The organism is Parapedobacter flavus (assembly GCF_035818675.1).
Classification (GTDB): domain Bacteria; phylum Bacteroidota; class Bacteroidia; order Sphingobacteriales; family Sphingobacteriaceae; genus Parapedobacter; species Parapedobacter flavus.
The window spans coordinates 119,188-145,215 of sequence record NZ_JAYKZZ010000011.1 but is presented as its reverse complement, the minus strand read 5'-3'; the positions used below and the strand labels follow the sequence as shown (position 1 = coordinate 145,215).

The following is a 26,028-nucleotide window of genomic DNA, read 5'->3' as shown; positions in this document are numbered from 1 at the left end:
GATTAAAATCCAACATTCAGTGTAAACAAGTAACTCCGCAACGCCGGGTAAGTCATCCCCGCGAACCCTTCTGCACTGGAGCCACTGCTGCTCGTTGAGTTCTCGGGGTCGTATCCGTTGTAATCGGTAAACACCAATAGGTTATTCCCGGTCAAGCCAACGGAGGCGTTCCTGATGAACCGAGTGCCGAACCACTTGGCTGGCAGGCTATAATTGAGCGATACCGACCGCAACTTCACCCAACTGGCATTCTGCACGAAATATTCGGAGTTGCCGCGGTAATAGTTACGGTAATACCCATTGCCGTAGTCCCTGCCCGTTACCGCATCCTCACCCTGCCCTAGCCACACTTGCTGGGTGTTGGGCGAACCGTCGGCCAGTACCCCTTCGAAAACCATATGGTCATTGCGGTTCAGCGTGTAGTCGGCCATACCGAAGGCCGCCAAGAAATTATCCATCTGGTTATAATATTTCTGACCGAATTGACCATCGATCAATACAGAAACAGACAGGTCTTTATACTGGAAGTTATTGTACCACCCGCCGATGAGTTTCGGAAACACACTCCCCAGTTGCTTCGCATCGGAAACGGAGCTCAGCATCGGGAATCCATTATCGCCGATAAGCAGCGGCCGGTCTTCGTCTAACTTCAGCGATTCGTCCACATCCGCCTCGATCTCTTCCGGCGTGTAATACCGTTGGTAGGTACGGCCGTACAACACCCCGTAGGGCTGCCCGGGGATAACGCGCATTTCCACATTAGAGCTCAGGTAGCCGAATTCCGAAGCGACCACCAACTCGCCGCCAAGATCTTCATTGAGCGACAGCACCTTATTCCGGTTGGCCGACAGGTTCAGTTCGGTATCCCATGTGAAGTGCTGGTTTTTCACCGGCGTACCACCGAGTGTCAGCTCTATACCCGTATTGCGGATATCACCCACATTGAGGGAGGCGATAACATATCCCGTAGTGGTTGATATGGGCGCCTGCATGATCTGATCCTTGGAAATGGAGTGGTAGAAGTTACCATCGAAGCGAAGCCGGTTGCCAAAGAAATGCATAACCAGGCCGGCCTCGAAGGTGTTGGTGAATTCGGGCCGTAGATCCGGATTGCCGAGCAACGCGTCCCGAGTAAATCCTGTAAGGCCGGTGGGCAGCAAATCATAGCCCGTATAGCCCAAGCTGGTGGCATAGGGCAATGCATCCTTACCGATCTGTGCATACGAAAAGCGCAACCGGGTATAATCCATCACGGCAGGCAGCGACAGGTGGTCAGACATCACGTAGCTGAGGCTTGCCGACGGGTAAAAGAATGAATTGTTCGGTGCGAGCAGCGACGAGGTCATATCGTTTCGGAGGGTCGCATTCAGATAAAGGTATTCCCTGAAGCTTAGCGTCGCATCGGCAAATGTACCCATGAGCCGGTAATCCTCCCGGTAGGTATCCGTCCTCAGCTCATTCACATTGCTCATATGGTACCAGTTCCAGATGGTGAGGTCCCAGCCTTCGGTAGCCGAGCGATAGATTTTCCGATCGAAGATTTCGTTACCCAACCGCAACGAGCCGTGGAAGTCTGACGACAGCTGATGGGAGAGGTTGACCATAAACGTACTGTTGAAGGTGCGGTATTTGGTATCATACACGTTGTAGAATCCAAGTCCGCCCGCGCCATCCACATCGGCACCGTTCGCGCCTACCAGTATCTCGCCTTCCAATCCCTGAAAGCCAGGGGCCGTTCCCTGCCTGTTGTCGCGGTAAGCGTCTACGCCGAGTGTATAGGTAAGACCCAGCCACTCATACGGATGGTAATTGAGCGTGGTATTGCCGATGAAACGCAGCACATCGTCTTCAAACCGATTGGTCTTGGCTACGTAAATCGGGTTTTCGGAAAGGCCCGGGAAGGCCATATATAACGTGCCATCTTCCTTTTGGTAGTGCCGCACATCATACCGCGGCACCCAATAAGCCAACTGCTCATTATACAGCCCTGCATTGCCTCGGTTGCCACCACTGTTGTTGATGCTCATATTGGTCGTTATACTGAACTTTTCACTGGCTTTCACCTGGGTATTCAGCCGTGCTTGCAGGTTCTTGAAGTCTGTAAACGGCATGATGCCCTGTTGCTTGAATTGCGACAGGGACGAATAGTAAGTGAGGCGTTCGGACCCGCCCGATATGCTTAACGTGTTTTTATATTGATGACCCGTATCAAAGGCGTCTTCCAGGTAATTGTATAGCTTGGCCGGATGGGTGGGATCGATTTCACGGGCTTCCTCCACCGTAGGCCCGTAGGCGGGCCAAAAAGAATCGGTATCATACACGCCTCCCCAGCCTTGGGTATAGACATCCTGCATCTGCGGAAATTTATTCACCTCATCAATGCCTACCGAGCCCTGGTAATTGATGCGGATGTCCCCAACCTTCCCGTGTTTGGTGGTGATAACCACCACGCCGTTTGAGCCACGCAGGCCATACAGTGCCGTTGCCGCCCCACCGCGCAGGATGTTCATCGACTCGATATCGTCGGGATTGATATCTACCGCCCGGTTACTCATGCCGCGCCCAGCAGCCGAAGAAAACTGCGTAGACGTACTATTATCCATAATCACCCCGTCGATGACAAACAACGGGGAGTTCCCCCGACTCGGGTCCAACGAATTGACCCCCCGAATCTGGATCTTTGCTCCTTGGCCGGGTGCGCCACCCGTATTTCGGATCTGGACACCGGCGATTTTTCCCTGCAACGCGTTCACCATGTTAGGCTGTTTATTGACGGTTAGTTCCTCGGCCGTGACCGACTGGGCCGTATAACCCAGCGACCGTTCCTCCCGTTTGATACCGAAGGCGGTCACGGCTACTTCACCCAGGGTTTCTGATGATGGAACCAACGTAATGTTGATGGTTGACCGGTTGCCGACGGCCACTTCTTGAGATTCCATGCCCACAAGCGAGAATACCAGCGTATGCGGCGAGGTTGCCGCAATGCTGTAATTCCCGTTGTTGTCCGTTACGGTCTGCCGACCCAGGTTTCGCACGGTCACGGTGACCCCCTCGAGCGGTTGCCCCTGCTGGTCTTCAACAAGGCCGCTTACCGTACCCTGCTGGGCATAACTTGCCGGCAAGAACCACAGCAGGGCCAGCAGGATGCCACTTAACTGTTTTAGTTGCATTCGAATCATCATATTCGTGTTATTAAGTTTGATAATCGGTGAACTCAATGGTCCATACAATTGGTCGCTTTTCGCAACACAAGGTTACAAAAAAAAGCATGTTTATGCAAATGTGTTATTATTTTTTTCACAAAAATGCAACAACCCGCCAACACCCCCCTCCAATCGCGCTAAAAGCGGTTTACCCGAGCATAAAGATGCATGGAGGGATTATCGTTTCCCGTCCATATAGTCATAAAATAATTTAGACACCGAGGAGAGGGCTGCTTTCGCCTTTCCTTCTTCCAGCCCGCCGGACAGCAGCACCAGCACATACCGGCGGCCATCGGGGAGGTAAACGATGCCCGAATCGTGCAGGATGTGGGTGATCGATCCCGTTTTATTGGCTACTTTTACGTCGTCGGGCAGTTTAGCGGGGATGATGCCCCGGTGGTGCTGGTCCATCAAAATTGCTAACATCTGCTTGCAGGCATCGTCGCTGACCACGCCACCGGTGGCCAGCTGCTCGAAGATAAGCATGAGGTCATATGCCGTAGTGGTGTTATTGAGGCCTTTTTCATAAGCCTTGATGTCTTCCACGCCGCGCAACACGCGGATGTCGTTCGCACCGATGCTTTTCATCGTCTTCATCACGTTCTTAGCCCCTACCTGGTCGATGACGATGTTGGTGGCCAGATTGCTGCTTTCGGTGATCATCCGATAAAGCAGGTCGTTCCAGCTGACGTTATCGCCCACTTCGGCGTATAACGCCTGCTCGCTATCACTCTCGGGCGACAGCGCATATCGGCTCTTGTCCACGATGCTCCTGAACGTGTTGTAAACGGTGATGGAATCCGTAAGGGCGAACTTGCCCTGTTTGGCTTGCTTGAACGCTTCGATCATCACCGGCGTTTTCATGGTGCTGGCCGCGTGGAATGATTCGTTTCCGTGGAAAAGCACCTGCTGGCCGCTTTCCACGTCCATAAACGCATAGGCAAAGCGCCCTTCGGGGTATTTATCCAGCTCCTTGTGGATGCGCTTCCGCAGCGCCGTGGTATCGAGGATAGCATCTTTGTCCGGCCGTAGCACGATGCGCGACAGGGAGGTCCGGTCGGTCGACCGTTCGGCGACGAACCGTCCTTCGCGGATGGACTTATCGGCATTGAGCAAAAAGGTCAGGTACGCATCACCATCCCGCTCGGGATTGTCGGTTACGAGACGGAACAGGTCGCCATGGAAGGGCAAAAGTGTGCCGCTGTATTGCGGCGAACGGACGAAATCCAGCCGTAAGGCGGTATCTCCCTGATGGCCCACCACGATGCGGCCGATGAAGTCGTCGTGATAGACCCCTACGTATGCCTCGAGCGGCAAAGCCGGTTTCATCGTGGCATCGGCAACCACGGGCTCCTCGGCCCTGCGGACGGAATCTTGCCGCGCCAGCGAGCGGTCTACCCCTTTCTTATAGCCCGCCAGCCAGTCGAACGGCTCCGCACCGAGGTAGTGATCCAAAATGTGGTGGATGAGGGCCCAATAGGCACTGGATACCGATTGATTGGTGAGCACCACTACGCCCAGCCCTTGTTCCGGCAGCATGGCAATCTGTGATACGAACCCCGTGAGCGCACCGCCATGGCCCACGACCTGCTCACCGCGGTAATCGTAGGTGCGGAAGCCGAGTGCATAGCCATAAAAATGCTTCTGCGCGGGTTTGAGCCATGCAGGCTCCTTGCTGATGGGCATGGGACGCACCACCTTCCAGAGTTCCTTCGTGGTTTGGGGGCCGAACAACCGTCCTTTTTCGGGGGTCCGCCCGGAGTCGAGCTGGGTAACCAGCCAGTTGGCCATGTCTGCGGCCGAGGCGGCGATGCCGCCAGCGGGATTGCCCGGATCGCCGATGTTGGAGTCGAAAAATTGTTCGATAACTTTTACCTTCCCACCGCGGCGGGCATGGGAATAGGCTACATTGGGCTGTTGCCGCAGTTCGGAAAACCGGCTGATGCTGTGAACCATTCCCACCTTATCGAATATACGCTGCTTAACGAAGTCTTCCCAGCTCATGCCCGAAACGGCTTCCACCACTTCGCCCGCGGCGAGGTAAAGGATATTATCATAAGCATATACCGAACGGAAATCGTAGGCCAGGGGCACATCTTTCAACTTGAGGAGCAGTTTCTTACGGGTAAGATTGGCGGGCGGGAATAGGAGCATGTCGTTCACGTAGGCCGGGAGGCCGCTGTGGTGCACCAGTAGGTCGCGCACGGTGAGGTGATGGGTCACATAACTATCGGAAAGTGCAAACCATGGCAGATACTTCGTTACGCGGTCCTCCCACTTCAGCTTGCCTTCTTCCACCAGCATGCCCAGGGCCGTGGCCGTGAATGCCTTGCTGTTGGAGGCGATACTAAACAGGGTATTCTCGTCGATCTTGTCTGGATACCCCAGGCGTTTGATGCCATAGCCTTTGGCCAGCACCACCTCCCCATCCTTAACGATGCCCAGTCCCAACCCCGGGACGTCAAACTCGCGGAGTATGCGCTCCACATAGGCATCCAAATCGGGCGGCACGCCCGCAGGCTGGGCAAGCGCTGAAGCCCCTAGTAAAACCCCGAAAACCACGGAAAAAAGCGTATACTTCATGGTATGGTGTCTATTATCTAGTGTCTGTTGTCTAATAAATGCCTTTCCAAAAACTCCGCTACCGCCCGGTCTACCTGTACTTGGTGCTTATACAGCATCCAGTGATGGGTATCGTCGGGAATCATAAGTGTTTCATGCGGCACGCCCTTACGCTTCAAGCGATTCAGCAGGTCGATCGTTTGTTCGAAGTCGACATTGGCATCGTCGTCGCCATGGATAAGCAATACCGGCGATCGCCAGGTGTCTACATAGGATACGGGCGACGAGGTTTTGGCCAATTCGATGGCTTTATCGGCGTCGGGGGCAGGCTCAGCACTCACCGGGGGGATGCGGCCGATATAGTTGTGCACACCGTGGATATCCACCCCGGCCGCAAACAGATCGGAATCCTTGCCCAGCGCGAGTGCGGTAAGATACCCGCCATATGATCCACCATATACGCCGATGCGGCTGGCATCAACCTGCGGCTGCGCAGCCAGCCATTCGCCCGCAGCCTTGATGTCTTGATACTCGGCGGCACCATACCGGCCAGCGAAGAGCGGCTTATGGAAATCGAAACCGTAACCGATGCCCAGTCGGTAATTGACCGATAATACGACAAACCCGCGGCTCACGAGGTATTGGTTCAGGGCATAGGTATTTGAATAATAGTCGCCATAGTGCCAGCCCAGCAGCATCTGCCGTTGCGGACCGCCATGGATGAAAACGATGGCGGGCTTCTTTGCCGCACTGCCTTCGGGTTCAAAAAGCTGGCCGTAAACCGTCACACCATCGGCAGCTTTGAACTCCACGCGGCTGGGGGTTACCAGCGGTGCATTTTTCAGCGCTGCGGGGATGAGGTGGTCGCCCAGCGGGCGGATATCGCCCTTAGCGCCAGGCCAGGACAGTACCGCTGGCACGTTAGGCCGCGTCGCGGTGGCACTCAGGAACACCAGATGGCTACCATCTCCCGTGATATGGGGAAAAGTTTCGATCCCCTCCCCAGGGGAGATGATGCGCATATCGGTCTTATCCACCGGCACGGCAATGAGATGGCGGCGGTCTATATCGTCGCTGTCCGGACCGGTATTGGCGCTAGCCAGCAGCCACTTCCTATCGGGTGAAGGCTTTACGTGCTCCACCATGAAATCGCCGGGAGTGAGCAAAAGCGCTTCCCCACCCGTATCGGATATGGAGTATAAATGGGGCCAACTGTCGTGGTACGAGACGAAGGCGATACGGTCATTCCCTACCCAATGCAGGTTGGTGCCCCCATTGGTGGTGGGCACGGCACCCTGCGGTGTGCGGGGCGCATGCCATAGGGGAGCTGCCGTGCCGTCTTCTACGTTGGCCGTCCATATCGCCCATGGATTAATGACCGGGTTGAGGAGAGAATCCGGTGCTCCGCCCCACGCATCGCGCCGGACGAAGGCGATTCGTTTTCCATCGGGCGACCATCGTGGTGAACCGTCCCTCGCGAATGCTGGGGCAATCCACTGGATCGGCGTTTGCGCGTCCCGGAATATGCCAATCAATGAATGGCTGCCCCGCGACGACACAAAGGCCAGCGCGGTGCCATCGGGCGACCATTGCAGGGAGCCATTGGAACCCCGCGCATAGAACAGTTGCTCGGCTTTGGCCGAACCGTCAATGGCACTTACCCATACCTGTCCCTGGCGAATGAACGCGACCCGATCACCGGCGGGTGAAACAACCGGCGAGTCGCCGTCTGTCAATAAAACGGGATCACCACCCGCGAAAGGCACACTCCACACCTGCACTTTCGTGGCTACAGGAAGCGAAGCCGGGTTACGCGGCGTGCTGGCGTTGCTACCACCATGGTCGCCGCCCTTCACATAAACCACCCATTGCCCATCGGCCGAAAGCTGCACACTGGTGATCTCATCGCCCAGGTCGTGGTCATAATGGGTGAGTTTGCGTAGCGTAAAATCAGGCCCTTCAGCCACGTAGAGATTGCGCCGCCCTTGTTCGTTGATGGCCACGGCCATCCGGTTGCCTTGCGCCGACGTGGCTAATTCGGAGGGAAAGGGGTACGATGTAACCGTCTCCATGGTAAGCTGCTGGGCGGAAATGGAGTGCCCTACCAACACCCAGGCCAAACTCAACAACCAATAAGTTAATTTCTTCATACGTCTAACGTCTGTTGTCTATTATCTAATGTCTGTCGCCTCACTTTCATTGCCAAGCCGGTCTACCGCCGTCACTTTAACATCCGCCAACGCGGTTTTGCCATCGGCAGTGTAGCCAGCCAACTTCAGTTCCTGTGCATCATGCGGCAGGACGGTGTATTCCCAATCTTCGCGGTAGCGGTAGTACACCACCCACTTGAACACATCGTCGGGGTCGGCGTGCGACCAGCTTACGGCCACTTCACTTCCCCGCTTCTCTTGACTAACCGTGGGCGCATCGGGCGCCTCATTGCCCAGCCACGGGCTGGCGGGTACCAGTGCGTCTTTCTTATAGGGCCCGTCAAGCAGCCCCTGTGCCAATATCGGGTTGCGCGTGAGCGACGAGATGCTCCAGTGCACGGCGCCCTTGCTGGCCGGAACCATGCCACGCGTAATCATGATCTGGTTGGTCACCTCTTTCAGGCCCGCCTCGCCGTCGCCCCGCCCCACGCTCATGCCCGGCCAAAGGTGGCGACCCAGCGTATTTTCCTGCTGCCACCAGCCCAGCAACACGGGGAAGCTTTGCGGTATCTGGGATATCGGCCAATACAGTTGCGGCGTGAAGTAGTCTATCCAGCCCTTGTTCAACCACAGCTTGGCATCGGCGTAAAGCTTGTCGTACTGGTCCATGCCCGCGATACCGGCCGGGTGGCCGGGCCGCCAGATGCCGAAGGGACTCAATCCGAACTTCACGTGCTTCTTAGTAGCTTTGATTTCACGGTACACCCGCTCAATAAATTGGTTCACCTGGCTCCGACGCCAGTCGCCGCGCGAAAGCTTACCGCCGGCCTGTTGGTAGGCTGCCCACGAATCATCATCGGGGAAATCCACACCGCCATTGTACGATTCATACGGATAAAAGTAATCATCGAAATGCACACCATCAATATCATAGCGCTTCACGATGTCCATCACCACCGCTGCCGAGTGGTCTTGCGTGGCTTTCTTTGCCGGGTCGAACCACCAGTAGCCTTCCTTCAGCTTCACCACCGACTCGGGCATCCGGTTAACCATCGATGACGACTCTACCCTACCCGCCGCTATGTGATGGGCGCGGTACGGGTTGAGCCACACGTGCAGTTCTAGTCCGCGTTTGTGCGCTTCGTCTACCCAAAAGGCCAGTGGATCGTAATAGGGGTCGGGCGGCGTACCCTGTGCACCGGTGAGGTAATACGACCAAGGTTCGAGCGCACTATCGTATAGCGCGTCGGCTTGTGGCCGTACCTGGAAAATAACGGTATTGAAGTGGTGGTCTTTGAGGAAATCGAGGAGCACAAGGGCCTCTGCCTGCTGATCGGCGGTGCTCAGGCCGGGTTTGCTCGGCCAGTTGATGTTGGCAACGGTAGCCACCCAAGCCGCCCGGAATTCGCGCATAGCCGGTGGAGGTGCGTTGCGGGCCGATGAATCCGCGGGTATATGGGGTTGCCCTACCGCATAGGAACCGATGAGCCCAACACCAAAAGGAAGTAATACCAAAGCGAAGAACCACCTTTGTTTCGCGCTGTTTTTATTCGCCGTAAAGAAACCCATACGTCAATTTTAAGGTCTATACTCAATTGGACATACAATGGTAGGAACTATTTTTTTAAATTATGCATGTTTTTGCATGTTCTTTAAAAAACAACAACGAAACAGACATTATGGTCAGTGCATTGAATCCGAAAGACGCTCACCTCAGCTCTTGCGGTATCAAAATCGGTCGTGGGACATCAATCCAATCCGTGAATCATCGCCGCCTTACCGTCAATCATAAAGGATAGCCGGTAATGGTCAATATTCAACGACACCCAAGCGTCCTTGAGTTTCCATTCGCGGAATAGGTCGTTGGTGACCACCTTGCACTGGTGATTGCGGACGTAATCGATCAGAAATACATCGGCCGGTATATTGGCAGGCGCTTCGCGGTAGTCGGCAAGTTTCTTCAGTTCACCCATTTTTTTCTTGTCTTTGCCGTCCGTCATCCGGTGTTTCAACGAGGCATCCACGATGATGACCATTTGCTCAAAGCCCAATTCACGTAAGCGCTGGGTAATAAGTAACAGGTTTTGCAGGGTTGGTCTACGATTGGCATGATTGTCGGAACCGTGGGCGACATTAGCGCCATCGATGACCACCTGCCGTTCGTTGAGCTGGTTAACCTCGAAAAACTCTCCGTCGGGATCATAAGATCCGAACGCAGCGATATCGCGGTTGTCGGCAAAGTACTGTTCAATGGCTTCTTTGGAGGTAAGCGACTCACGGAACCAACCGGGTAACATAACCTCGTTAGTAGGGAGGTATGCTTCTTTCTTTTTGGCCAGAAAACCGATGATCTTGTTGATCGATAGTCTTTTGCCGGGCTCGAAAGTGGCCAACAGCGAACGAAGTAACTGCTCGTCATGGCTAGGCGCGGCCTCGTCATGCAGGAGACTTTGATACTGTTGGTACCCCTGGCGGTCCGATAGGCTCGCTTTTTTTGCCGCATGGTATTCATCCGCATGGAGGAATCCGCCATCATGGCCGGCGGTATAATCGGTATAGTTTTCGTATCCCTTGCTTTTGGCGGCGTCATACTCATGGGCATCGTCAAAGCCTTGCTTGTATCCGATGAAGAACGCTTCGAAATCTGCGTAGTCTCCCTTTTCGCCAGCAAGGAAAAGTTCGTGGGGAGTTTGGATGGCGGTCGGGCCGCCAGGCAACTCCTTGAACTGTTCAAAGCCCTGCACATATCCTTTTTCGTTCATCTGGCGGATAATCTCCGGGTCATTCACACCCGTAGCTTTGAGCAATTGGTAGTCGGCATACGTTGTGCACGCCCAAGCCGCGCCTTCGTAATAGCTTGGGGCATCAGGATACCCGGCTTGTCGGGCATCCGTGTAATCTTCTAACGTTTTATAGTCACCGGCAGCAACACTGTAGCACACCCCCTCGTGGATGAGCATGAAGTGGCGACCTGCTTTGTTGGTATATACCATGATGTTCTTGCCGTGCTGCAACTCGGCAAACCGGAGGAACTCAATGAGGTCATCAAATAGCACTTGAAGCCCGCCGGATGGCTCATGGATGGAGAAATAGCGAAAGGTGGATGTTTTTGCCATGGAAATGATCAAGATAAATCGGTAGCCGGTTTTATTATTATTACAGGTACCGCTGCGACCAATGCGTTGCTTTCTTCAACACATTGCTGCAGCAATGCCCATGTTTCGTCGGGCACTAACCCGATACGGCGGTAGTATTGCCAAATGATTTGCAACGGTGCCACCGCCAGCGTGACCTGTATGGGAGGGGCATCTGTGGCCTTGGATAGGGTTTGCAGCGTCCGGTTTTGCTGCAACGCTTCACCCAACTCCTGCAAGCGCGCCGCATATTGATCTGGGGGCGCCGGACGCGCCGACGAGGGAATGTTTGGAATGGAAGATACCGCAGCAATGAAATCGGCACGGATCTCACGGGTTTGCTTGCGCACCAACCGAATTTCTTCGACAGTAAGCGGTGAAGGTTCGGGTAACTCGATGACCCCAATGGAGCGGAAATCAGGCGATTCCATTAATTCAGCACAGTCTCCGGGCAACATGAGTATATCGCGGGTAGGAAGCGACGAGTCGGCAGGACACATCATAACATCGCTAACCCGACCATATTTCCCGCCATCGATCGATTCGGGGATATCCAATGCCATGGGAACCATCTCCATGGGTGCATCGGTGTCCGTATTCAGTTTTTTGAGCTGGCCAATCCGAATAGCGGAAAACCCTTTGGTCATCCATTGTCGGAAATCGTCAAACTGTTTGGCAATCGCGCGCAGGGCTTTGGTCCGCAATACAAGCAGCTGGGCAGAGGGGTGCTTATCTTTCATAGCCCGATCAAGCATATGGGTTAATTGATCGATTGTTTGGACAGCCTTGGCTTGCCCCATGCCTTCGTAAATAACCCGCATATAGGCCAATTGACTCTTGGGCTTCGTGATATTCAGTTCAACGTCGGAGACAACGATGAGATGCATATCACCGGCAACGACTACTTTGTCACCCAAAAAAAGCCCGGCCCCGATAATCGTGGCCGAAATGTCGTGCGAAATCTGACTATTGAGGTTATAAAAGATAAATTCTACAGGTTTTTCTACGGGTATCGGTATTTCCATATGTAGCCTTTTGGTTACTCGGTGTGCGTAAACTTAAGAAAAACTCTTCGATTTCACCCAAATTTATCAAATCAAGCAGCATTTAGCTTGATAAAAAACCCTGTTTTGGAAGGTAATCAGGGACAGTTTTAATATCGTTGCATTTGTATAATTATTTGTATTTTTGCGTAATGCTATTTTAATTCCTCACCCACCACCTACGCCCTTAAAAAACCCCCGTACACCTTCCACAATACGCCCCGCCACCTCATCGTGGAACGCCGGGTCCAACAACCGTTCTTCATCGGCCGGATTGGAAAGGAAACCCACCTCCACCAACACCGTGGGTAATTCCGTAGGCGCATTCAACGTGAAGTTAAATCCGCCTACATTGCCGAAATCGGCCAACCCAAGCTTCCGCATCTCCGACAGGATATGCGTCGACAGCGGGCGGTACGCGTGGTGACGGTAGTAGGTAGACACGCCCTGCACCAACGGGTTGCGCGACGAGTTACAGTGTATACTAATCAACAGGTCGGCTTCCGATTGCCGGAACCGCTGCAGGCGGTAGCTGTTCCTGACCGACTGGTCGCGCGTGCGCGTCATGAGCACGTTACTCCCCGCCGCCTCCAGTGCAGCCTTCAGCTTCAACGCCATCGCTAGATTTAAATCTTTCTCCACTACACCCGTCATACCTGCTGCGCCACTGTTGCTGCCTCCGTGACCGGCATCCACGGCAACGGTAAGTCCGCGAAGGTCGAGCGTATCCGGCTGCGGTTTTACCCGGACCACCAACCGGTTATCTTCATAACCCACCTGGTAGCCCCAAAGCTGTTCCTCCTTCAGCTCGATGAATACCCGAAACACGTCTTTGCTTACCTGCTCATACCACACGTTCTCAATCGCTACGAGCCCTTCTTTTTGAGTCATCCAATTGCTGTTTGACACCGCCCCGTAAATATCCACGACAATACGCGTGGGATGCTGCCGCACCACGTGGGTATAAGGAAGCCGCTCTGCTAAGCCGATCCGCACGAAGTCGTACACGCTATCTGTCGTGACCGACCAGCTTCCCGTCAGCGAATAGGGCCTGAAATTTACCCCCTCCTGCAAACGCACGCTATTCAAGGGAATGTAAGCCTGCGCCTGTCCCGAAAGCCGCACCCGGTACATGTCATTCATCCGTCCGGTTACTTCCAGCTTCACCAAGCTATCCAGGTAGCCCATCTTGGCCCCGCCCAGCCGGTCGGAACCCAGTCCGTAATAGAGTGGGGCTTCGCCGGTAGTGCGCCCGGTAAGCACGTGCGACTGATTCAATACGGTGAGGCGTTGGTCGCTCTTTACCGCCACGGTCTTCCCGCTCGTCTTATCGTGCAGGGAAAATGAAACCGGCGCACTGGTCAGATGGTCTGACGATTGGAGAATGTATTCACCCCGGTAGATTCCGGCTACGCCGGTTTCAGCGGTATCGACTTCAAAAAGGGGAGTCCCGTTGTAAAACGTAGCCTCCATTCCCGGTGTTGCCTTCATCTCCACCTGCAACAGATCGCCGGGTTGCAACCATAGATCGCCCCCAGGCAATATCCGGGCGTGCTCGATGGCGAAACCGGCAGTGGGGTGTGGCGGGGCCGGTTTCTCAAACACAACCACGATAGGCCGACGCAACGTATCGGCACCCATCACGTGCCATACTTGCAATTCATTGGTTCCTTCCTGCAACGGCAATGGTGCCGCGAAAACGCCCGTGCTGTAAACGGGTACCTCAATGCCGTTGAGGAACAGCGTACCCGAAGGGTCGGCAAAGCCGCGGAAATAGGCCGGTGTGTCAGTTACGATGCTGTTGTCTCTTGCCGGCGATGTTATTTCAAGTCGGGCCTTCTGCTGGCCGTGCACATTAAACAGACCGATGCTGACCAAAACCAAGACGCCTGCACATAGCCGCACGAGGTACGATTTCCACTTATTTTCATTCGTATATTTTTCCATTATATTTAACCGGCCTACCTTTTAGTAAAGCAAGGATAAGAAAAATAGACCAAACTTTTTCCCTAAACTTGCATGATGGAAGCTGAGTCATTGTATTCATATTACCTTAAACACCCTGTTATCAGTACAGATACCCGCAACATCATACCGGGTAGCCTCTTTTTCGCCCTAAAGGGCGAACGGTTCAACGGGAACCAGTTTGCGGCGCAAGCGCTCGACAACGGTGCCCGTTATGCCGTAGTGGATGAACCACAGGATGGCGATGACGAGCGCTATTTGTACGTGCCGGATGTGCTCTCGGCCCTCCAGGTGTTGGCGCGGCACCACCGCAGCCAGCTTACGATCCCTGTTATCGGCATTACGGGCACCAATGGAAAAACCACAACGAAGGAATTGATGCAGGCGGTATTGGCCCAGCGGTTCAACACTTATGCAACCAAAGGTAACCTCAACAACCACATCGGTGTGCCGCTGACCATCCTTTCCATCACCGCACAGACGGAAATCGCAATCATCGAGATGGGCGCTAACCATGTGGGTGAAATCGCTTTTCTCTGTGGGATTGCCCAGCCCACGCATGGATTGATTACCAATGTGGGGAAAGCGCATTTGGAAGGATTCGGGAGTTTCGAAGGGGTGAAGAAAGCAAAAGGGGAACTCTATGATCATCTGGCGGCACATGGTGGTACATTGTTTCTACAAAACGACAACCCCAAACTCCGTGAAATGGTTGCCGAACGCCACGTACGGCAACTGGTAACCTATGGCTCTTCGCCGGAAAACAGCGTTTCGGGGAAGTTAGTCGGGGCAAATCCGCTGCTGGATATCCAGTGGGCAACCTCCGAAAGCCATGGCTATCATGCCGTGCACACCCAATTGACCGGTGCTTACAATACCGAAAACATCCTCGCTGCCATTGCCATCGGTCAATATTTCAAGGTATCGCCGGAACAGATCAGCGAGGGGATAAATGCGTACAAGCCTAACAATAACCGGTCGCAACTCAAAAAGACCGATCGTAACACCCTCATCTGCGATTATTACAATGCCAATGCCAGTAGTATGGCAGCAGCGCTCGAAAACCTGCGCACATTGGCGGCAGATCGGAAGGCCATCGTGCTGGGCGACATGTTTGAAATGGGCAACGACAGCCATGAAGAGCACCGCCAAGTGATTGAAACAGCCCTTTCGGTAGAAGCGACTCGGAGGTTGTTCGTGGGCAAAGCATTTTACGAACACCGGCAAGACGACGCCGAATTCTACGAAACCACCGAAGCAGCGAAAGCGGCCCTCAAGCAGCGACCGATCCAAAACGCATTGGTACTACTAAAAGCCTCAAGGGGAATGGCCTTTGAAAAATTGGTAGACACGTTGTAATCGCTGTCCGCAACCGCACATTAGGTGTTCGATATCGAACAGTTAGATTTCACCAATTACCATAAGCCACTGTTTAAAAGAACGTTATTTTTTTGGCACGGCATTATATGGTAGTGCTCGGTGGTCATCAACCACCGAGCATGAGAACTAGCAAATGGATAGAGCATTACCGAAAAAACGATGGAACAGCAAACGCATCACGATGGTTGCGGGTGGAGCGGGGATTCTGGCGCTTATCGCTGCCAGCTATTATTTCACCTCCGGCAACGCCCGGCTTAATGTAGATGCCGAACGGATTACCATATCCGAAGTAAAAGAAGACTCGTTCCGTGAGTTCATTCCGGTAAATGGCACCGTACTGCCCATCACCAGCATTTTCCTCGACGCCTCGGTAGGTGGCCGCGTGGAAGAAAAGTTCGTTGAAGACGGCGCTAAACTCAAAAAAGGCGACCCGATCATGCGCCTTTCCAACACCGATCTGGAGTTAAGCCTCGTCACACAGGAAACGCAAGTATATAATAACCTCACCCAAATGCAGATTGCCCAGACCGCGGCACAGCAAACCTCCATCGCCAACCGTAACCAGATGGCCGATGCTGAAAATGCATTGAAGGAAGCCAAAAGGGTGTTCGACCTCAATAAAACCCTCTACGAAAAGAAGGCTGTCGGGAAGCAGGAATATTTACAAGCAAAAAATAATTACGACTACCAAGTGGAGCGCATCAAGCTGACCCGCGAGAACATCGCCCAAGATTCCATACGCAGCGCCCAGACACTCAACCAGAACAAACAATTGTACGCCAGCGGCATGTCGGCCCTGGAATTGATGCGACGTAAGGTGGGCGACCTCATCCTGAGGGCGCCAGTGGATGGACAGCTAACGTCGTTCGATGCCGAAATCGGACAAAGCAAAAGCCCCGGCGAACGCCTCGGGCAGATTGACGTACTGACGGGCTTCAAGGTCCGTGCAGATATCGACGAGCACTATATCTCCCGTATTTATCCCGACCTCGAAGGGGAATTCACCTTCGCCGGTAAAAGCTACAAGCTCGTCATCAAGAAAGTATACACCCAAGTGACCAACGGCCGTTTCCAGGTGGATATGGAGTTTGTAAACGAGGTACCCGATGGCATCCGCCGCGGGCAGACCCTACAGATCCGGCTCGCCCTTAGCGATGAAACCAAAGCCATTCTGTTGGCCAAAGGCGGTTTCTACCAGCAAACCGGTGGCAACTGGGTATTCAAACTCACCGAAGATGGCAAAACCGCCTACCGCGTAGATGTACAGCTCGGCCGTCAGAATCCCGATTATTATGAGGTAATTGGCGGCTTGGAACCGGGCGATAAGGTAGTGACGTCGAGCTACGAAACCTATGACCGGGTACAGGAATTGAGCATCAACGATCGATGAAAACGGGATGGTACAGGTTGCCGTAGCCCCTTATATCAGCTAAGTTTGACCATTGTCGAGTGAAGGAGCCCCTTTCAGGCACCTTTGTACTAATCGTATAGATACTAAAAGATTTGGACCATGAGAAGAATTAGCAGCAGACCCCGCCTGCCCATTGCGACCACCTTGGTGGTCTGGTTTATTTTGGCCTCGCTGACCCAACAGACCACTGCCCAAAGTAAGCTGGAACCCGCCTATCAGCGGACGAGTTACACAGGTGAATCAACCGTGTTGGAAAATGCGTTCGTACAACTGAAAATCTTCAAACGGATAGATGGATGGGCTTGGGGCGAACTTTCAACCGCATCCGGCAAAATGATGGGCGTGCTGGACCATCTGGGAGAAATCATGCTTCGCGACCAGGATATCCCCATGCGGCTTACTGCAGATACCTTCCGACGGACATCGGGGCCCGAAGGTGAGTCGATTCATTTCGACGTTAAATCGATCGTGGTGCGGGAAAAGCTGGAGGGCACTTCATTTGAAGAGTGGATGAGATACCCATTTACAGAGCCCTGTCTGGTAGGCGAGGTAACCCTTACCCTGCTGTCCGACCAGCCTGTGGTACGCTTGGCATACCGATTGACTGCCACCGGCAACTACTATGCGAAGTATATCAGGGGGCCGTGGCTTAAAGTGGGCGAAGGATCTTTCGGCGTGGCGAAAGACGATTCCATGTTCCCGGGTGTGGAATGGACCATCGGTGATGAATGGTCTAGCGGAACCGACTATTTCAAGGACCCGTGGGCACTCCGCGTGGCACCCCACCCAAATCAGGTAACCATTCCGCTGATGGCTTTGAGCCACGCAGGAACAGGCATCGGATTGTCATGGAATCCCAACCAAGTGGCAACGCGGTGGTTCAACTATCGGTCACACATCCCTCAACCGGTATTCGCCACACCCAATTTCGTAGACCGCATGAACAACAATCTCATGGGCTTAATGATTCCGGATGCCACAGTGGAAGGCCATCAAAACGAAATATACGCATCCCAACCCTTGGAGCTACGTATCGGGCAGCAAGTCAATTTCGACGCGGAAATTTGGCTTAGCGAAGGAAACAGTCTCGACGTGGTGACCGATTGGGTGAAGCGGAACGGCTTGCCCGAACCGCCGGCACCGAAGTGGGATTTCCAAGAGACGCTGGACCGCATAGCAAACGCATACAATACTCACCTATGGCACGAAGGCAAGGGCTTCGGCATCCCCCAGAAAAACCAGATCGGCACTGGGGTACCAGGCTTCCTCGAGCGGTACGTACGCGAACACAAAGGCACCAAACTGGCAAAGGAGCTGCGGGCCAAAATGGATTGGTGCTACCAGCAGCGGAAACAGTCAAGCAGTGCGCAGGAACGGCTGGACGCTCAGCGGAAACGTGGCGATGAATTGTTGGAAATCCAACGGGAGGACGGTTCGTTCTATTTCGACCCGCACGGACGCCATTATCGAAAAGATGATTTCATCGTGGCAACATCGTTTGTTGAGCCGATGGGCCGTGAATATGATACCGCACTGGACATCGTCATCCTACCGGCCTTGAACCTGCTTGACATCGCAGCAACGACGGGCGACGACAAATACAGCGTTGCCGCACGGAAAGCGTTGGATTATGCCATGGAGATGATGCGCCCTGAAGGAGGCGATTTTTGGGAGACACCGTTGCACGCGGCAAACCTGCTGGCGGCGGGGCATGCGGCGATTGCCTATTATGAAGGTTACAAAGCTTTTAACGACGAGCGTTATAAAGAAAAGGCCATCTACTGGATGCGGTCCATCATCCCGTTCACCCACCTTTGGCAACCCATGGCTCACCACAGTATGATGTACAATACCAAACCGGTGTTATCTTCGAGCGATTGGTATTTTGCAAACTGGGTTCGCGACCACGTGCAATGGGAAGTGCTTTCCGTATTCCGCGACCTCACCAGTCGTGGCATCCAATGGGGGGATGTAGATCCGGAGATCGATTGGCGCCGATTCCACGAAGGCATTACGGTGGCCGCCGTGGAATGGTTGGTGGTACATACCGATAACAGCTGGCGCCCGCATAACGTCCCTTCGACATTTGAAGACTACCAAAAGGGGGCATTCGACTACACCTACCCCGATACCCATAACAGCATCACGGGGAATTATGGCGGAATGTTCATCATGCCCGATCCTATCGCGGCGAATATATACGGGGTGCTAGACGAGCGTAAGAAGAATTAGGTCAACCAGGCAAACCCGATCAAAGGTCTACGGGTTTGCCTGTTCTTACCGATTCATCGCAGGCGATGGCGATTCGCAGGCTGTCCACGGCATGTCGGGTCAATTCGTCCAAATCCAGATCAGATCTGATTGCCTCGAGGAAAAACCGCTGTTCGCGGTTGCACAGTTCCTGGTGGTCCGGTTCGTCTTTCAGGTCAATCCATTCATCGGGCTTTACGAACGCATTGTTATCATCGATTGCCGCGTGATGCACACGCAACGATTCTGTTTTCGTATGGGCTGCTACGTTGTCGGAGTGGCCACCCCCACCGGCCTCCCTTGCTACGATGGAAACCGAGCCCTTCGGCCCGATCACATCCTTGATGAAAAAGGCGGTCTCGCTGATCATCGGCCCCCACCCGGCCTCGTACCAGCCCACCGAACCGTCTTCAAAGCGGATCTGCAGCTGGCCATAATTATAGTTGCTTTGCGGAATATCTTCGGTAAGGCGCGCGCCAATCGCATTCACCTGCACGGGTTTGCTGTTGGTCATTTGGCACATCACATCAATGTAATGCACGCCGCAGTCGACGATGGGGCTTAGACTTTCCATGAGATTGCGGTGCACATCCCACATGCGGCCATGGCTTTGCTGGTTGAGGTTCATCCGCATCACTAACGGCTTACCCAATTGTCCGCTGAGTTGTACGAACCGCTGCCAAGACGGGTGGTAGCGAAGGATATAGCCGATTACCAGTTTCTTCCCCGTGCGCCTGGCGGCTTCAGCCACCCGCTCCGCCCCTTCGACGGTGTCTGCCAGTGGCTTCTCGATGAACACGTGGCAACCCTGCTCCATCGCCGCGATAGCGTATGCCTCGTGGGTGTCAGGATACGTGGATATACAAACAGCATCCGGCTTGGCGGCTTGGAGCGCCTCCCTATAATCGTTGTAAAGTGGGTAGTCACCGCCCAGCTGCTCGTTTAAACCCACATTGCTGTCGCCCCGGGATACTAGTCCGCAGATTTCGAAACCATCCATTTCGTGATACGCATGTGCATGCGAAGCACCCATATTACCGCAGCCGACAACCAATACACGCACCTTACTACCCGTTTTTTTCATTTTTATTTTCTTTGTTTATTTTCCTTACGCCCTTCTTGGCAACATCTATTGCCTACCATGCTGTTCATCCACCGGTCGGTCTCTGAACGAAATCAGGAATACAACCAGCACCACGGCGGCGATACCCGCCGGAACTAGCCAAACCCCTTGCCAATTGAACTGCGCGGCCGACCCTTCCGGCAACATAAACCATTCGGTAATCAATCCCGCAATGTACGAACCAATCAGCATACCTACTCCGTACGTTGCAACAGTAATCAATCCCTGCGCAGAACTACGGATACGGTCACCAGCCGTACGATCCACATAGATCTGACCGGATACAAAAAAGAAGTCATAGCATACCCCATGCAGTAAGATACCTAGATACAGCAGTCCCATGCCACTGTCGGCATCACCAAAAGCAAACAGTATATAGCGCACAATCCATGCAATGATCCCGATGACTAAAATCATTTTGATGCCAAGGCGCCTGAAAGCAAAAGGTATAACGAGCAAAAACAGAAATTCTGAAAGTTGTCCTAAGGTCATCTTTCCTGCTGCATTCGTTATCCCGAGATCATTCAGATAGGGGTTGGCGAAACTGTAATAAAAGGATAACGGGATGCAGATAGCCAATGATGCCAGGAAAAAAACCGAAAACGATCGCTGTTTGAATAACACCAGTGCCTCTTTTCCTAACACAGCGCCTAAGCTGGTTGTTGCAGTCCGGTCTGGCGGCGTTTCGGGAAGTGTAAAGCTCACTAATCCAAGCACCGCCGACGCTCCTCCTGCAAGGTAAAACATGGAAGTGCTGCTTTCCATGCCGAAGTAACCTAACAACAGACCCGCAACAATCCAGCCGACCGTACCAAACACCCGGATAAGCGGAAATTCCCTGCCAGCATCTTTGAGCTGGCGGAAGGTGACGGAATTCATTAATGCCATGGTTGGCGCGAACAACAATGCGTAAAGTAACAACAGCCACCAGAACACGCCGTAATCGGCCGTATTTGCCAGTATAAGCAGAACGCCGGCACCGAGCAGGTGTAGTACACCGAGCACCCGTTGTGCTGCGAAATAACGGTCGGCCACCAGCCCTACAAATACCGGCGACAACGCCGCAGCGATAGAAAAGTTGGCATAAGCCGAGCCCACCTGTACAGCGCTCGCACCGAGCTGGTCGAACAGGTAGGTGCCCAGTGTAACATACCAGGCCCCCCACGTGAAAAATTCCAGGAACATGGCCAGCGAGAGCCGGACCCGAAGCCATAACGGCATATCTATTTCTCCCTATCGATTATAAAATTTCAGCCAATCGATGCTGAACAGCGCCTTATCCCCCGCCTCGTCCTTTACAAATACAAAATAGAGGTCATGCACGCCACCGATGTCATCCACTAATCCCATCACTTCTTTCCAGCCATTTTCCGCGCCGCTGAAATTACCCGCTGGTACTTCCAAACGGGAAACCACCGGTCCGACGATACTGTCCAGGTGTACCTCGATGGTACCTCCCGCACCGCTGGCCTGCGCCCTGTAGCCGATCTGCCGCACATGTGTCAGGTCGATATTCCGGAAAGAAATATAACTTCCGTTCTGGATGCCGTACACGTAGGACATAAATGCCGTGGTGACGGTGGCAATCCGTACATTTCCTGCATCGAAATCCTCTGCCTGGATCTGCGGGTTGCGTAGCAGGATATGGTCGCTGCCATTCAATGGGGGTATCCCATGGGCTCCCTGATCGGTATAACGAGCACTAAGCAGGTAGGCGCCGTCTGTGTCTCCCTCGCTATGGCCGTCAAGCTGCAGTACGCCATGTGGCGGCAACTTCTGCCGCCCGGCTCCGAGCGATAGAATATAACGGACCATTTCCCGCGCATCGCCCTCGGCCAACTCGGGATGTGGCGACATCGCCCGCTCTCCCCAGTTGCCGCTACCGCCATCGATTATTTTGTTGACCAGGAGCGCTTCGGCCCCCGGCTTATCCACATAGCGGGCAGCCACGGCCTGATAAGTAGGGCCTACGGATTCTTTATCGATGGAATGGCACGACTTGCAATCCAGGTTGGCAATCAGCTGCTGCCCTTTCAGGTAACGCAAGCTGTTCGGATCCTGTCCGCCACTCAGCACCAGCGCTGCGTCTTTGCCATGGGGTATATAGCCGAATGCCACGTCTACATCGTCCATGGATACACTGTCTTCTTTATCCGTTGCTTCTACCGTATAATCCAGCGTACCGCCGTCCCAGTAAAAGCTGCGGTTGGCTGAGGTACGGATGTGTACATCCGGTGGCGTATTGCCTACATAAATCCGGGTCGAAGTGGTTCCTTCACCGCCGTGGCCATCCCTCACGGTCAGCTCCACGTCGTAGATTCCCGGCTTGGCAAATGTATGCGAGACGGTCTCGCCGTGATTATCTTCATCCTCCATGCGCCAACGGAAGGACAGCTTGTCGCCGTCGTCATGGTCCATGGATCCACCGGCCGATAAAGACACGGTTAATGGTGCTGCTCCATATTGTTTGTCTACCGCTATCGACGCAACCGGCTTACGGTTCCCCTCCGCGTATTCAATCCGCACCAAGCGGGCGTTGGTATTCTTCGAGAACCAGTTTGTACCGTACTCCAACAGATAAATCGCGCCGTCAGATGCAAATTGCATGTCCACCGGCGCATCGAATTTCCAATGGTCCAGGAAAGGTTCCATTTCTTTGAAGTTTCCAGCCTCATCGAAGCTTACGGCCATAATCCACCCCCTGATCCATTCGAAGATGAAAAGTTTCCCGTCGTAATATTCAGAAAGCTTATACGGCGCATTTTTAAAATGCTTGCTGTGATAAACCGGACCCGCCATGGCGCTCGCTCCGCCGTTGCCTACCAGCGGAAAGTATGTTGAGTTGTTCTTCCCATACCAGATCATTGCGGGCCTAGCCGGGGGCAGTTCCTTCAGCCCCGTGTTGTTGGGCGATTCATTCATCGGCTTCGACGGATCCTTTCCGGGACCGAGTTCCCCTGTCGCATAATCGTACTTTCCGAAGACCTGGTTATTGCCCAGGAAATAAGGCCAGCCGTAATACCCCGGTTTCCGCACTTGGTTGATCTCGTCGAAGCTCATCAGCTCGCCGTCCGAGGCCTTCAGCTTGGTATCCGGACCGACATCCCCGAAATACAGGTAGCCCGTTTCGGCATCGATGCTATAACGGTAGGGGTTGCGAGCACCCATCACATAGATTTCCGGGCGTGTGCCCGCTGTGCCCTCGGGAAACAGGTTGCCCTCCGGGATGGCATAGCCCCCTTCCGGCAGCGGTTTGATCCGCAGGATTTTCCCTCGCAGGTCGTTCGTATTGGCCGTGGTAGCCTGGTCGTCAGAAAGCTCCCTCCCCGGGCGTTCATCTACGGGCGTATAGCCATTCGTTTCCTCGGCATTGGTATTATCGCCCGTAGACAGGTAGAGGTTCCCATGCGTGTCGAACTTCAGGTACCCTGCAGAATGGCAGCAGTAGATACGCTGCGTTGGGATTTCAAGGATGACGGTTTCCGTCGACCGCAGCAAGCTGTCGTTGCGAAACTCCATCCGCGACAATCGGCTCACCGCCTTCTCTCCCGCCACCGCGTAATAGAAATACAGCCAGTGGTTCTTCTCGTAATCCGGATCGGCAACGACCCCCAACAACCCATCTTCGATGCCGCTGAACACCTCGAAATTCGCCACCGCACGGAGCTCCTTCGTGGCGTCTTTGTACAACCGTACCCCGCCCTTACGCTCTACGAAAAGCACATCGTTTCCGGGAAGGATAACCATTTCCATCGGCTCATCGAGGCCTTCGGCCAATACGGTACGCGTATAACGGCTGCTGTCGGGCTTCACGGTCGGATCGCTACTGCCGGCGTTGCTGCAGGATGCCAGCGAAGCAGACAAAATAATTCCCAGACAAAAGAAAATCAATGGTTGGTTCATCTTTCTAAAAGATACTAATAACTTGTTTCTAAGTTATACTGATTATTTGAATGTTGCTGAAACTTATCGCTGGGATAGTCGATTTCAATCCGTAGGCCAAGCCGTTTCAACACCTTGGCTTCGAATAAATGATTGAAAATCCGCAAGGATCTTTCCTTCTTTCCGTACTTCAGCAGGTGTTAACGCTTTCTTGCGGGCATACGAAATAAGTAGCCCGACCGCTTCTCCGATACTCCACTCAACGGGGTGGAGGCGATAACATCCGTTGGTGATGTGGGTTGTCCCGATATTTTTATTGGCCGGCAGCAAATTCTTCATCCGGATGGGAAGCAAGGCTCCCAAAGGAATCTGAAAACGCAAGGAATCAAAATCAACGTAATTTACCCGGTTGCTGCTGGGATGTAAATCAATGTGATAATAGCCGATCCCGACGCTATCAGAGAATTCCGCGGCCCTGTCCTTCTCGGTTTGAGCCACCATTTGGCGGTTTGCCTTACCCACATGTTCCTCACGTATGGTAAACAGCGCTTTGATACGCCGCGATTCCCGTACATAGGGGTATTTCGCCAATCCGTCCGCTGTACCCATCACATCTTTCCGCAGCCGCAGCCCCGGCCATCCTTTTCCACCGTCGGGTCTGGGAGCCTCGGTTTGAAGCCAGTAAAGCAACGAAAGGCTCAGTGCTTTGGCCGCAGTGACATGTTTGTCGAATTCCTCTTCGGAAACACCGACAATATTCCCCAGCATGTAGTCGTTCTGTGGCCAGTTTACCAGGGAAATATCTCCCGGATACGTTCCAGGCACAAAATTATCTTTGCTAATGATTTTCCGGTAGTTCCAAAGGTTGAGTGCATCGCCAGTCTGCTCTCCACGGGGATCAAACCCCAATTTTTTCGGTTGAAGTGTTTTCGGATTGGAGTAGTGCAATTCCAATAACCTTCCCGGCCACGGCGGCGTAAGATTCGGCACGTGATTTCTCCAGAAGGCATAATTGTCAGGCTTCTTAATGGTATGATCTTCCCCCGGCACATAATCCATTGCGAAGCACATGGTAAACGCCTGATTGTTGGACGGGTCGGCTTTTTCAGGCGCGTGTAACTCATCGGTGTCCGTTTTCGACTCCGTACCTGTAACGAACTCCGTTCCTGTAAGCGGCAATAAGTCTCCCAGCTCTGTCGCGTCCACAAAAAATGGCGCCGCCAGCTTCTTCATGGCTCCGGTCCGGCTTTCTCTGACATGGATTGCTTTCACTCGATCGTCATCTGTATCCGCGGCGGTGACCTTGTGCTCCAACAACAGTGTTAGCTGTCCGGTGCTGAGGTACGGATTTAGCATATCAGTCAGCACGGCCAGGGCCACGCGTGGTTCGTGGCATAGTCTCGAAACCGCACCGTTGCCCGGGTTCAGCAGCGGATCACCCATTGCAGTTTCCGTTAACGGGTAATTTCTCCGGTAGTAATTCCGCACGCCGTTCCGGAAGTCGCGATATAGCTGCGTAGCACCGGTCGTTTCGATCCATGCGTGCTCATCGGGCGGCACCCCTTGCTGGGTCAACTGCCCACCAATCCAATCGGTTTCTTCGGTCATGATAACCGACTGTCCATTACGGAGGGCAGCCATCGCTGCTGCAAAGCCACCCAAGCCGCCGCCTGCAATGACGACATCTGCTTCCAGCTGTTCCGTCCCATCGGATTTCTTGATCTGTTTAACCGCTGCCTGTGCAGATAAGCTCGATAACGGAGCGACAGCAAAAAGGCCGCTACTCACTGCTAATGTTTCTAAAAAATTCCTACGTCTCACGATCTTTTAGTTAAGGACTCGACATCAAGATTTATCTCAGCCTCAAATGTGCGGTTCCAAGATAGGAAAAAAACGAATAGGGCCTCTGTTATGCAACGCATCAA

At 53.6% G+C, this 26,028-nt stretch carries 14 protein-coding genes; 3 read left to right on the top strand and 11 right to left on the bottom strand.

Features of this window, described 5'->3' with window-relative positions; translation table 11 throughout:
• Nucleotides 1-2: 2 nt before the first annotated feature.
• From U9S71_RS10410 to U9S71_RS10380, 7 genes are all read right to left on the bottom strand, one after another.
• Nucleotides 3-3,170: a SusC/RagA family TonB-linked outer membrane protein gene (locus U9S71_RS10410; RefSeq protein WP_326327303.1), complete on the bottom strand. Its 3,168-nt coding sequence runs from the start codon at nucleotides 3,168-3,170 to the stop codon at nucleotides 3-5.
• Nucleotides 3,171-3,380: 210 nt separating this feature from the next.
• Nucleotides 3,381-5,786: a serine hydrolase gene (locus U9S71_RS10405; protein ID WP_326327302.1), complete on the bottom strand. Its 2,406-nt coding sequence runs from the start codon at nucleotides 5,784-5,786 to the stop codon at nucleotides 3,381-3,383.
• A 17-nt stretch (nucleotides 5,787-5,803) separates the two neighbouring features.
• Complete coding sequence (locus U9S71_RS10400) at nucleotides 5,804-7,915, bottom strand: S9 family peptidase (protein ID WP_326327301.1); 2,112 nt, start codon at nucleotides 7,913-7,915, stop codon at nucleotides 5,804-5,806.
• A 21-nt stretch (nucleotides 7,916-7,936) separates the two neighbouring features.
• A complete protein-coding gene (locus U9S71_RS10395) occupies nucleotides 7,937-9,484 on the bottom strand; it encodes a glycoside hydrolase family 10-like protein (RefSeq protein ID WP_326327299.1) in 1,548 nt (515 codons plus the stop codon).
• 179 nt (nucleotides 9,485-9,663) lie between these two features.
• Nucleotides 9,664-11,031, bottom strand: a complete 1,368-nt coding sequence (locus tag U9S71_RS10390; RefSeq protein WP_326327297.1) for an NYN domain-containing protein — start codon at nucleotides 11,029-11,031, stop codon at nucleotides 9,664-9,666.
• 8 nt (nucleotides 11,032-11,039) lie between these two features.
• Nucleotides 11,040-12,074 (bottom strand): hypothetical protein, encoded by a 1,035-nt coding sequence (locus U9S71_RS10385; protein WP_326327296.1) that lies wholly within the window; start codon nucleotides 12,072-12,074, stop codon nucleotides 11,040-11,042.
• Nucleotides 12,075-12,260: 186 nt separating this feature from the next.
• Nucleotides 12,261-14,039: an N-acetylmuramoyl-L-alanine amidase gene (locus U9S71_RS10380; RefSeq protein WP_326327295.1), complete on the bottom strand. Its 1,779-nt coding sequence runs from the start codon at nucleotides 14,037-14,039 to the stop codon at nucleotides 12,261-12,263.
• A gap of 72 nt (nucleotides 14,040-14,111) precedes the next feature.
• Between U9S71_RS10380 and U9S71_RS10375 the strand changes: the two genes are divergently transcribed.
• The 3 genes from U9S71_RS10375 (at nucleotide 14,112) to U9S71_RS10365 (ending at nucleotide 19,080) form a co-directional block, all read left to right on the top strand.
• Nucleotides 14,112-15,416, top strand: a complete 1,305-nt coding sequence (locus U9S71_RS10375; RefSeq protein ID WP_326327294.1) for a UDP-N-acetylmuramoyl-tripeptide--D-alanyl-D-alanine ligase — start codon at nucleotides 14,112-14,114, stop codon at nucleotides 15,414-15,416.
• A 154-nt stretch (nucleotides 15,417-15,570) separates the two neighbouring features.
• Nucleotides 15,571-16,827, top strand: coding sequence for an efflux RND transporter periplasmic adaptor subunit (locus U9S71_RS10370; RefSeq protein WP_326327293.1), 1,257 nt, complete (start codon nucleotides 15,571-15,573; stop codon nucleotides 16,825-16,827).
• Nucleotides 16,828-16,947: 120 nt separating this feature from the next.
• Nucleotides 16,948-19,080 (top strand): glycoside hydrolase family 88 protein, encoded by a 2,133-nt coding sequence (locus tag U9S71_RS10365; RefSeq protein WP_326327292.1) that lies wholly within the window; start codon nucleotides 16,948-16,950, stop codon nucleotides 19,078-19,080.
• Between the two features lie 19 nt (nucleotides 19,081-19,099).
• Here U9S71_RS10365 and U9S71_RS10360 read toward each other — a convergent pair whose 3' ends face one another.
• The 4 genes from U9S71_RS10360 to U9S71_RS10345 form a co-directional block, all read right to left on the bottom strand.
• Nucleotides 19,100-20,182: a Gfo/Idh/MocA family protein gene (locus tag U9S71_RS10360; RefSeq protein ID WP_326327290.1), complete on the bottom strand. Its 1,083-nt coding sequence runs from the start codon at nucleotides 20,180-20,182 to the stop codon at nucleotides 19,100-19,102.
• Nucleotides 20,183-20,227: 45 nt separating this feature from the next.
• A complete protein-coding gene (locus U9S71_RS10355; RefSeq protein ID WP_326327287.1) occupies nucleotides 20,228-21,442 on the bottom strand; it encodes a nucleoside permease in 1,215 nt (404 codons plus the stop codon).
• Nucleotides 21,443-21,454: 12 nt separating this feature from the next.
• Nucleotides 21,455-24,124, bottom strand: coding sequence for a PQQ-dependent sugar dehydrogenase (locus U9S71_RS10350; protein ID WP_326327286.1), 2,670 nt, complete (start codon nucleotides 24,122-24,124; stop codon nucleotides 21,455-21,457).
• An 84-nt stretch (nucleotides 24,125-24,208) separates the two neighbouring features.
• Complete coding sequence (locus U9S71_RS10345) at nucleotides 24,209-25,924, bottom strand: FAD-dependent oxidoreductase (RefSeq protein ID WP_326327284.1); 1,716 nt, start codon at nucleotides 25,922-25,924, stop codon at nucleotides 24,209-24,211.
• Nucleotides 25,925-26,028: the final 104 nt, after the last annotated feature.

Coding starts and splice junctions, on each gene's coding strand:
- U9S71_RS10410 (WP_326327303.1), bottom strand. CDS start 3,170: ATGCAACTAAAACAGTTAAGTGGCATCCTGCTGGCCCTGCTGTGGTTC.
- U9S71_RS10405 (WP_326327302.1), bottom strand. CDS start 5,786: ATGAAGTATACGCTTTTTTCCGTGGTTTTCGGGGTTTTACTAGGGGCT.
- U9S71_RS10400 (WP_326327301.1), bottom strand. CDS start 7,915: ATGAAGAAATTAACTTATTGGTTGTTGAGTTTGGCCTGGGTGTTGGTA.
- U9S71_RS10395 (WP_326327299.1), bottom strand. CDS start 9,484: ATGGGTTTCTTTACGGCGAATAAAAACAGCGCGAAACAAAGGTGGTTC.
- U9S71_RS10390 (WP_326327297.1), bottom strand. CDS start 11,031: ATGGCAAAAACATCCACCTTTCGCTATTTCTCCATCCATGAGCCATCC.
- U9S71_RS10385 (WP_326327296.1), bottom strand. CDS start 12,074: ATGGAAATACCGATACCCGTAGAAAAACCTGTAGAATTTATCTTTTAT.
- U9S71_RS10380 (WP_326327295.1), bottom strand. CDS start 14,039: ATGGAAAAATATACGAATGAAAATAAGTGGAAATCGTACCTCGTGCGG.
- U9S71_RS10375 (WP_326327294.1), top strand. CDS start 14,112: ATGATGGAAGCTGAGTCATTGTATTCATATTACCTTAAACACCCTGTT.
- U9S71_RS10370 (WP_326327293.1), top strand. CDS start 15,571: ATGGATAGAGCATTACCGAAAAAACGATGGAACAGCAAACGCATCACG.
- U9S71_RS10365 (WP_326327292.1), top strand. CDS start 16,948: ATGAGAAGAATTAGCAGCAGACCCCGCCTGCCCATTGCGACCACCTTG.
- U9S71_RS10360 (WP_326327290.1), bottom strand. CDS start 20,182: ATGAAAAAAACGGGTAGTAAGGTGCGTGTATTGGTTGTCGGCTGCGGT.
- U9S71_RS10355 (WP_326327287.1), bottom strand. CDS start 21,442: ATGCCGTTATGGCTTCGGGTCCGGCTCTCGCTGGCCATGTTCCTGGAA.
- U9S71_RS10350 (WP_326327286.1), bottom strand. CDS start 24,124: ATGAACCAACCATTGATTTTCTTTTGTCTGGGAATTATTTTGTCTGCT.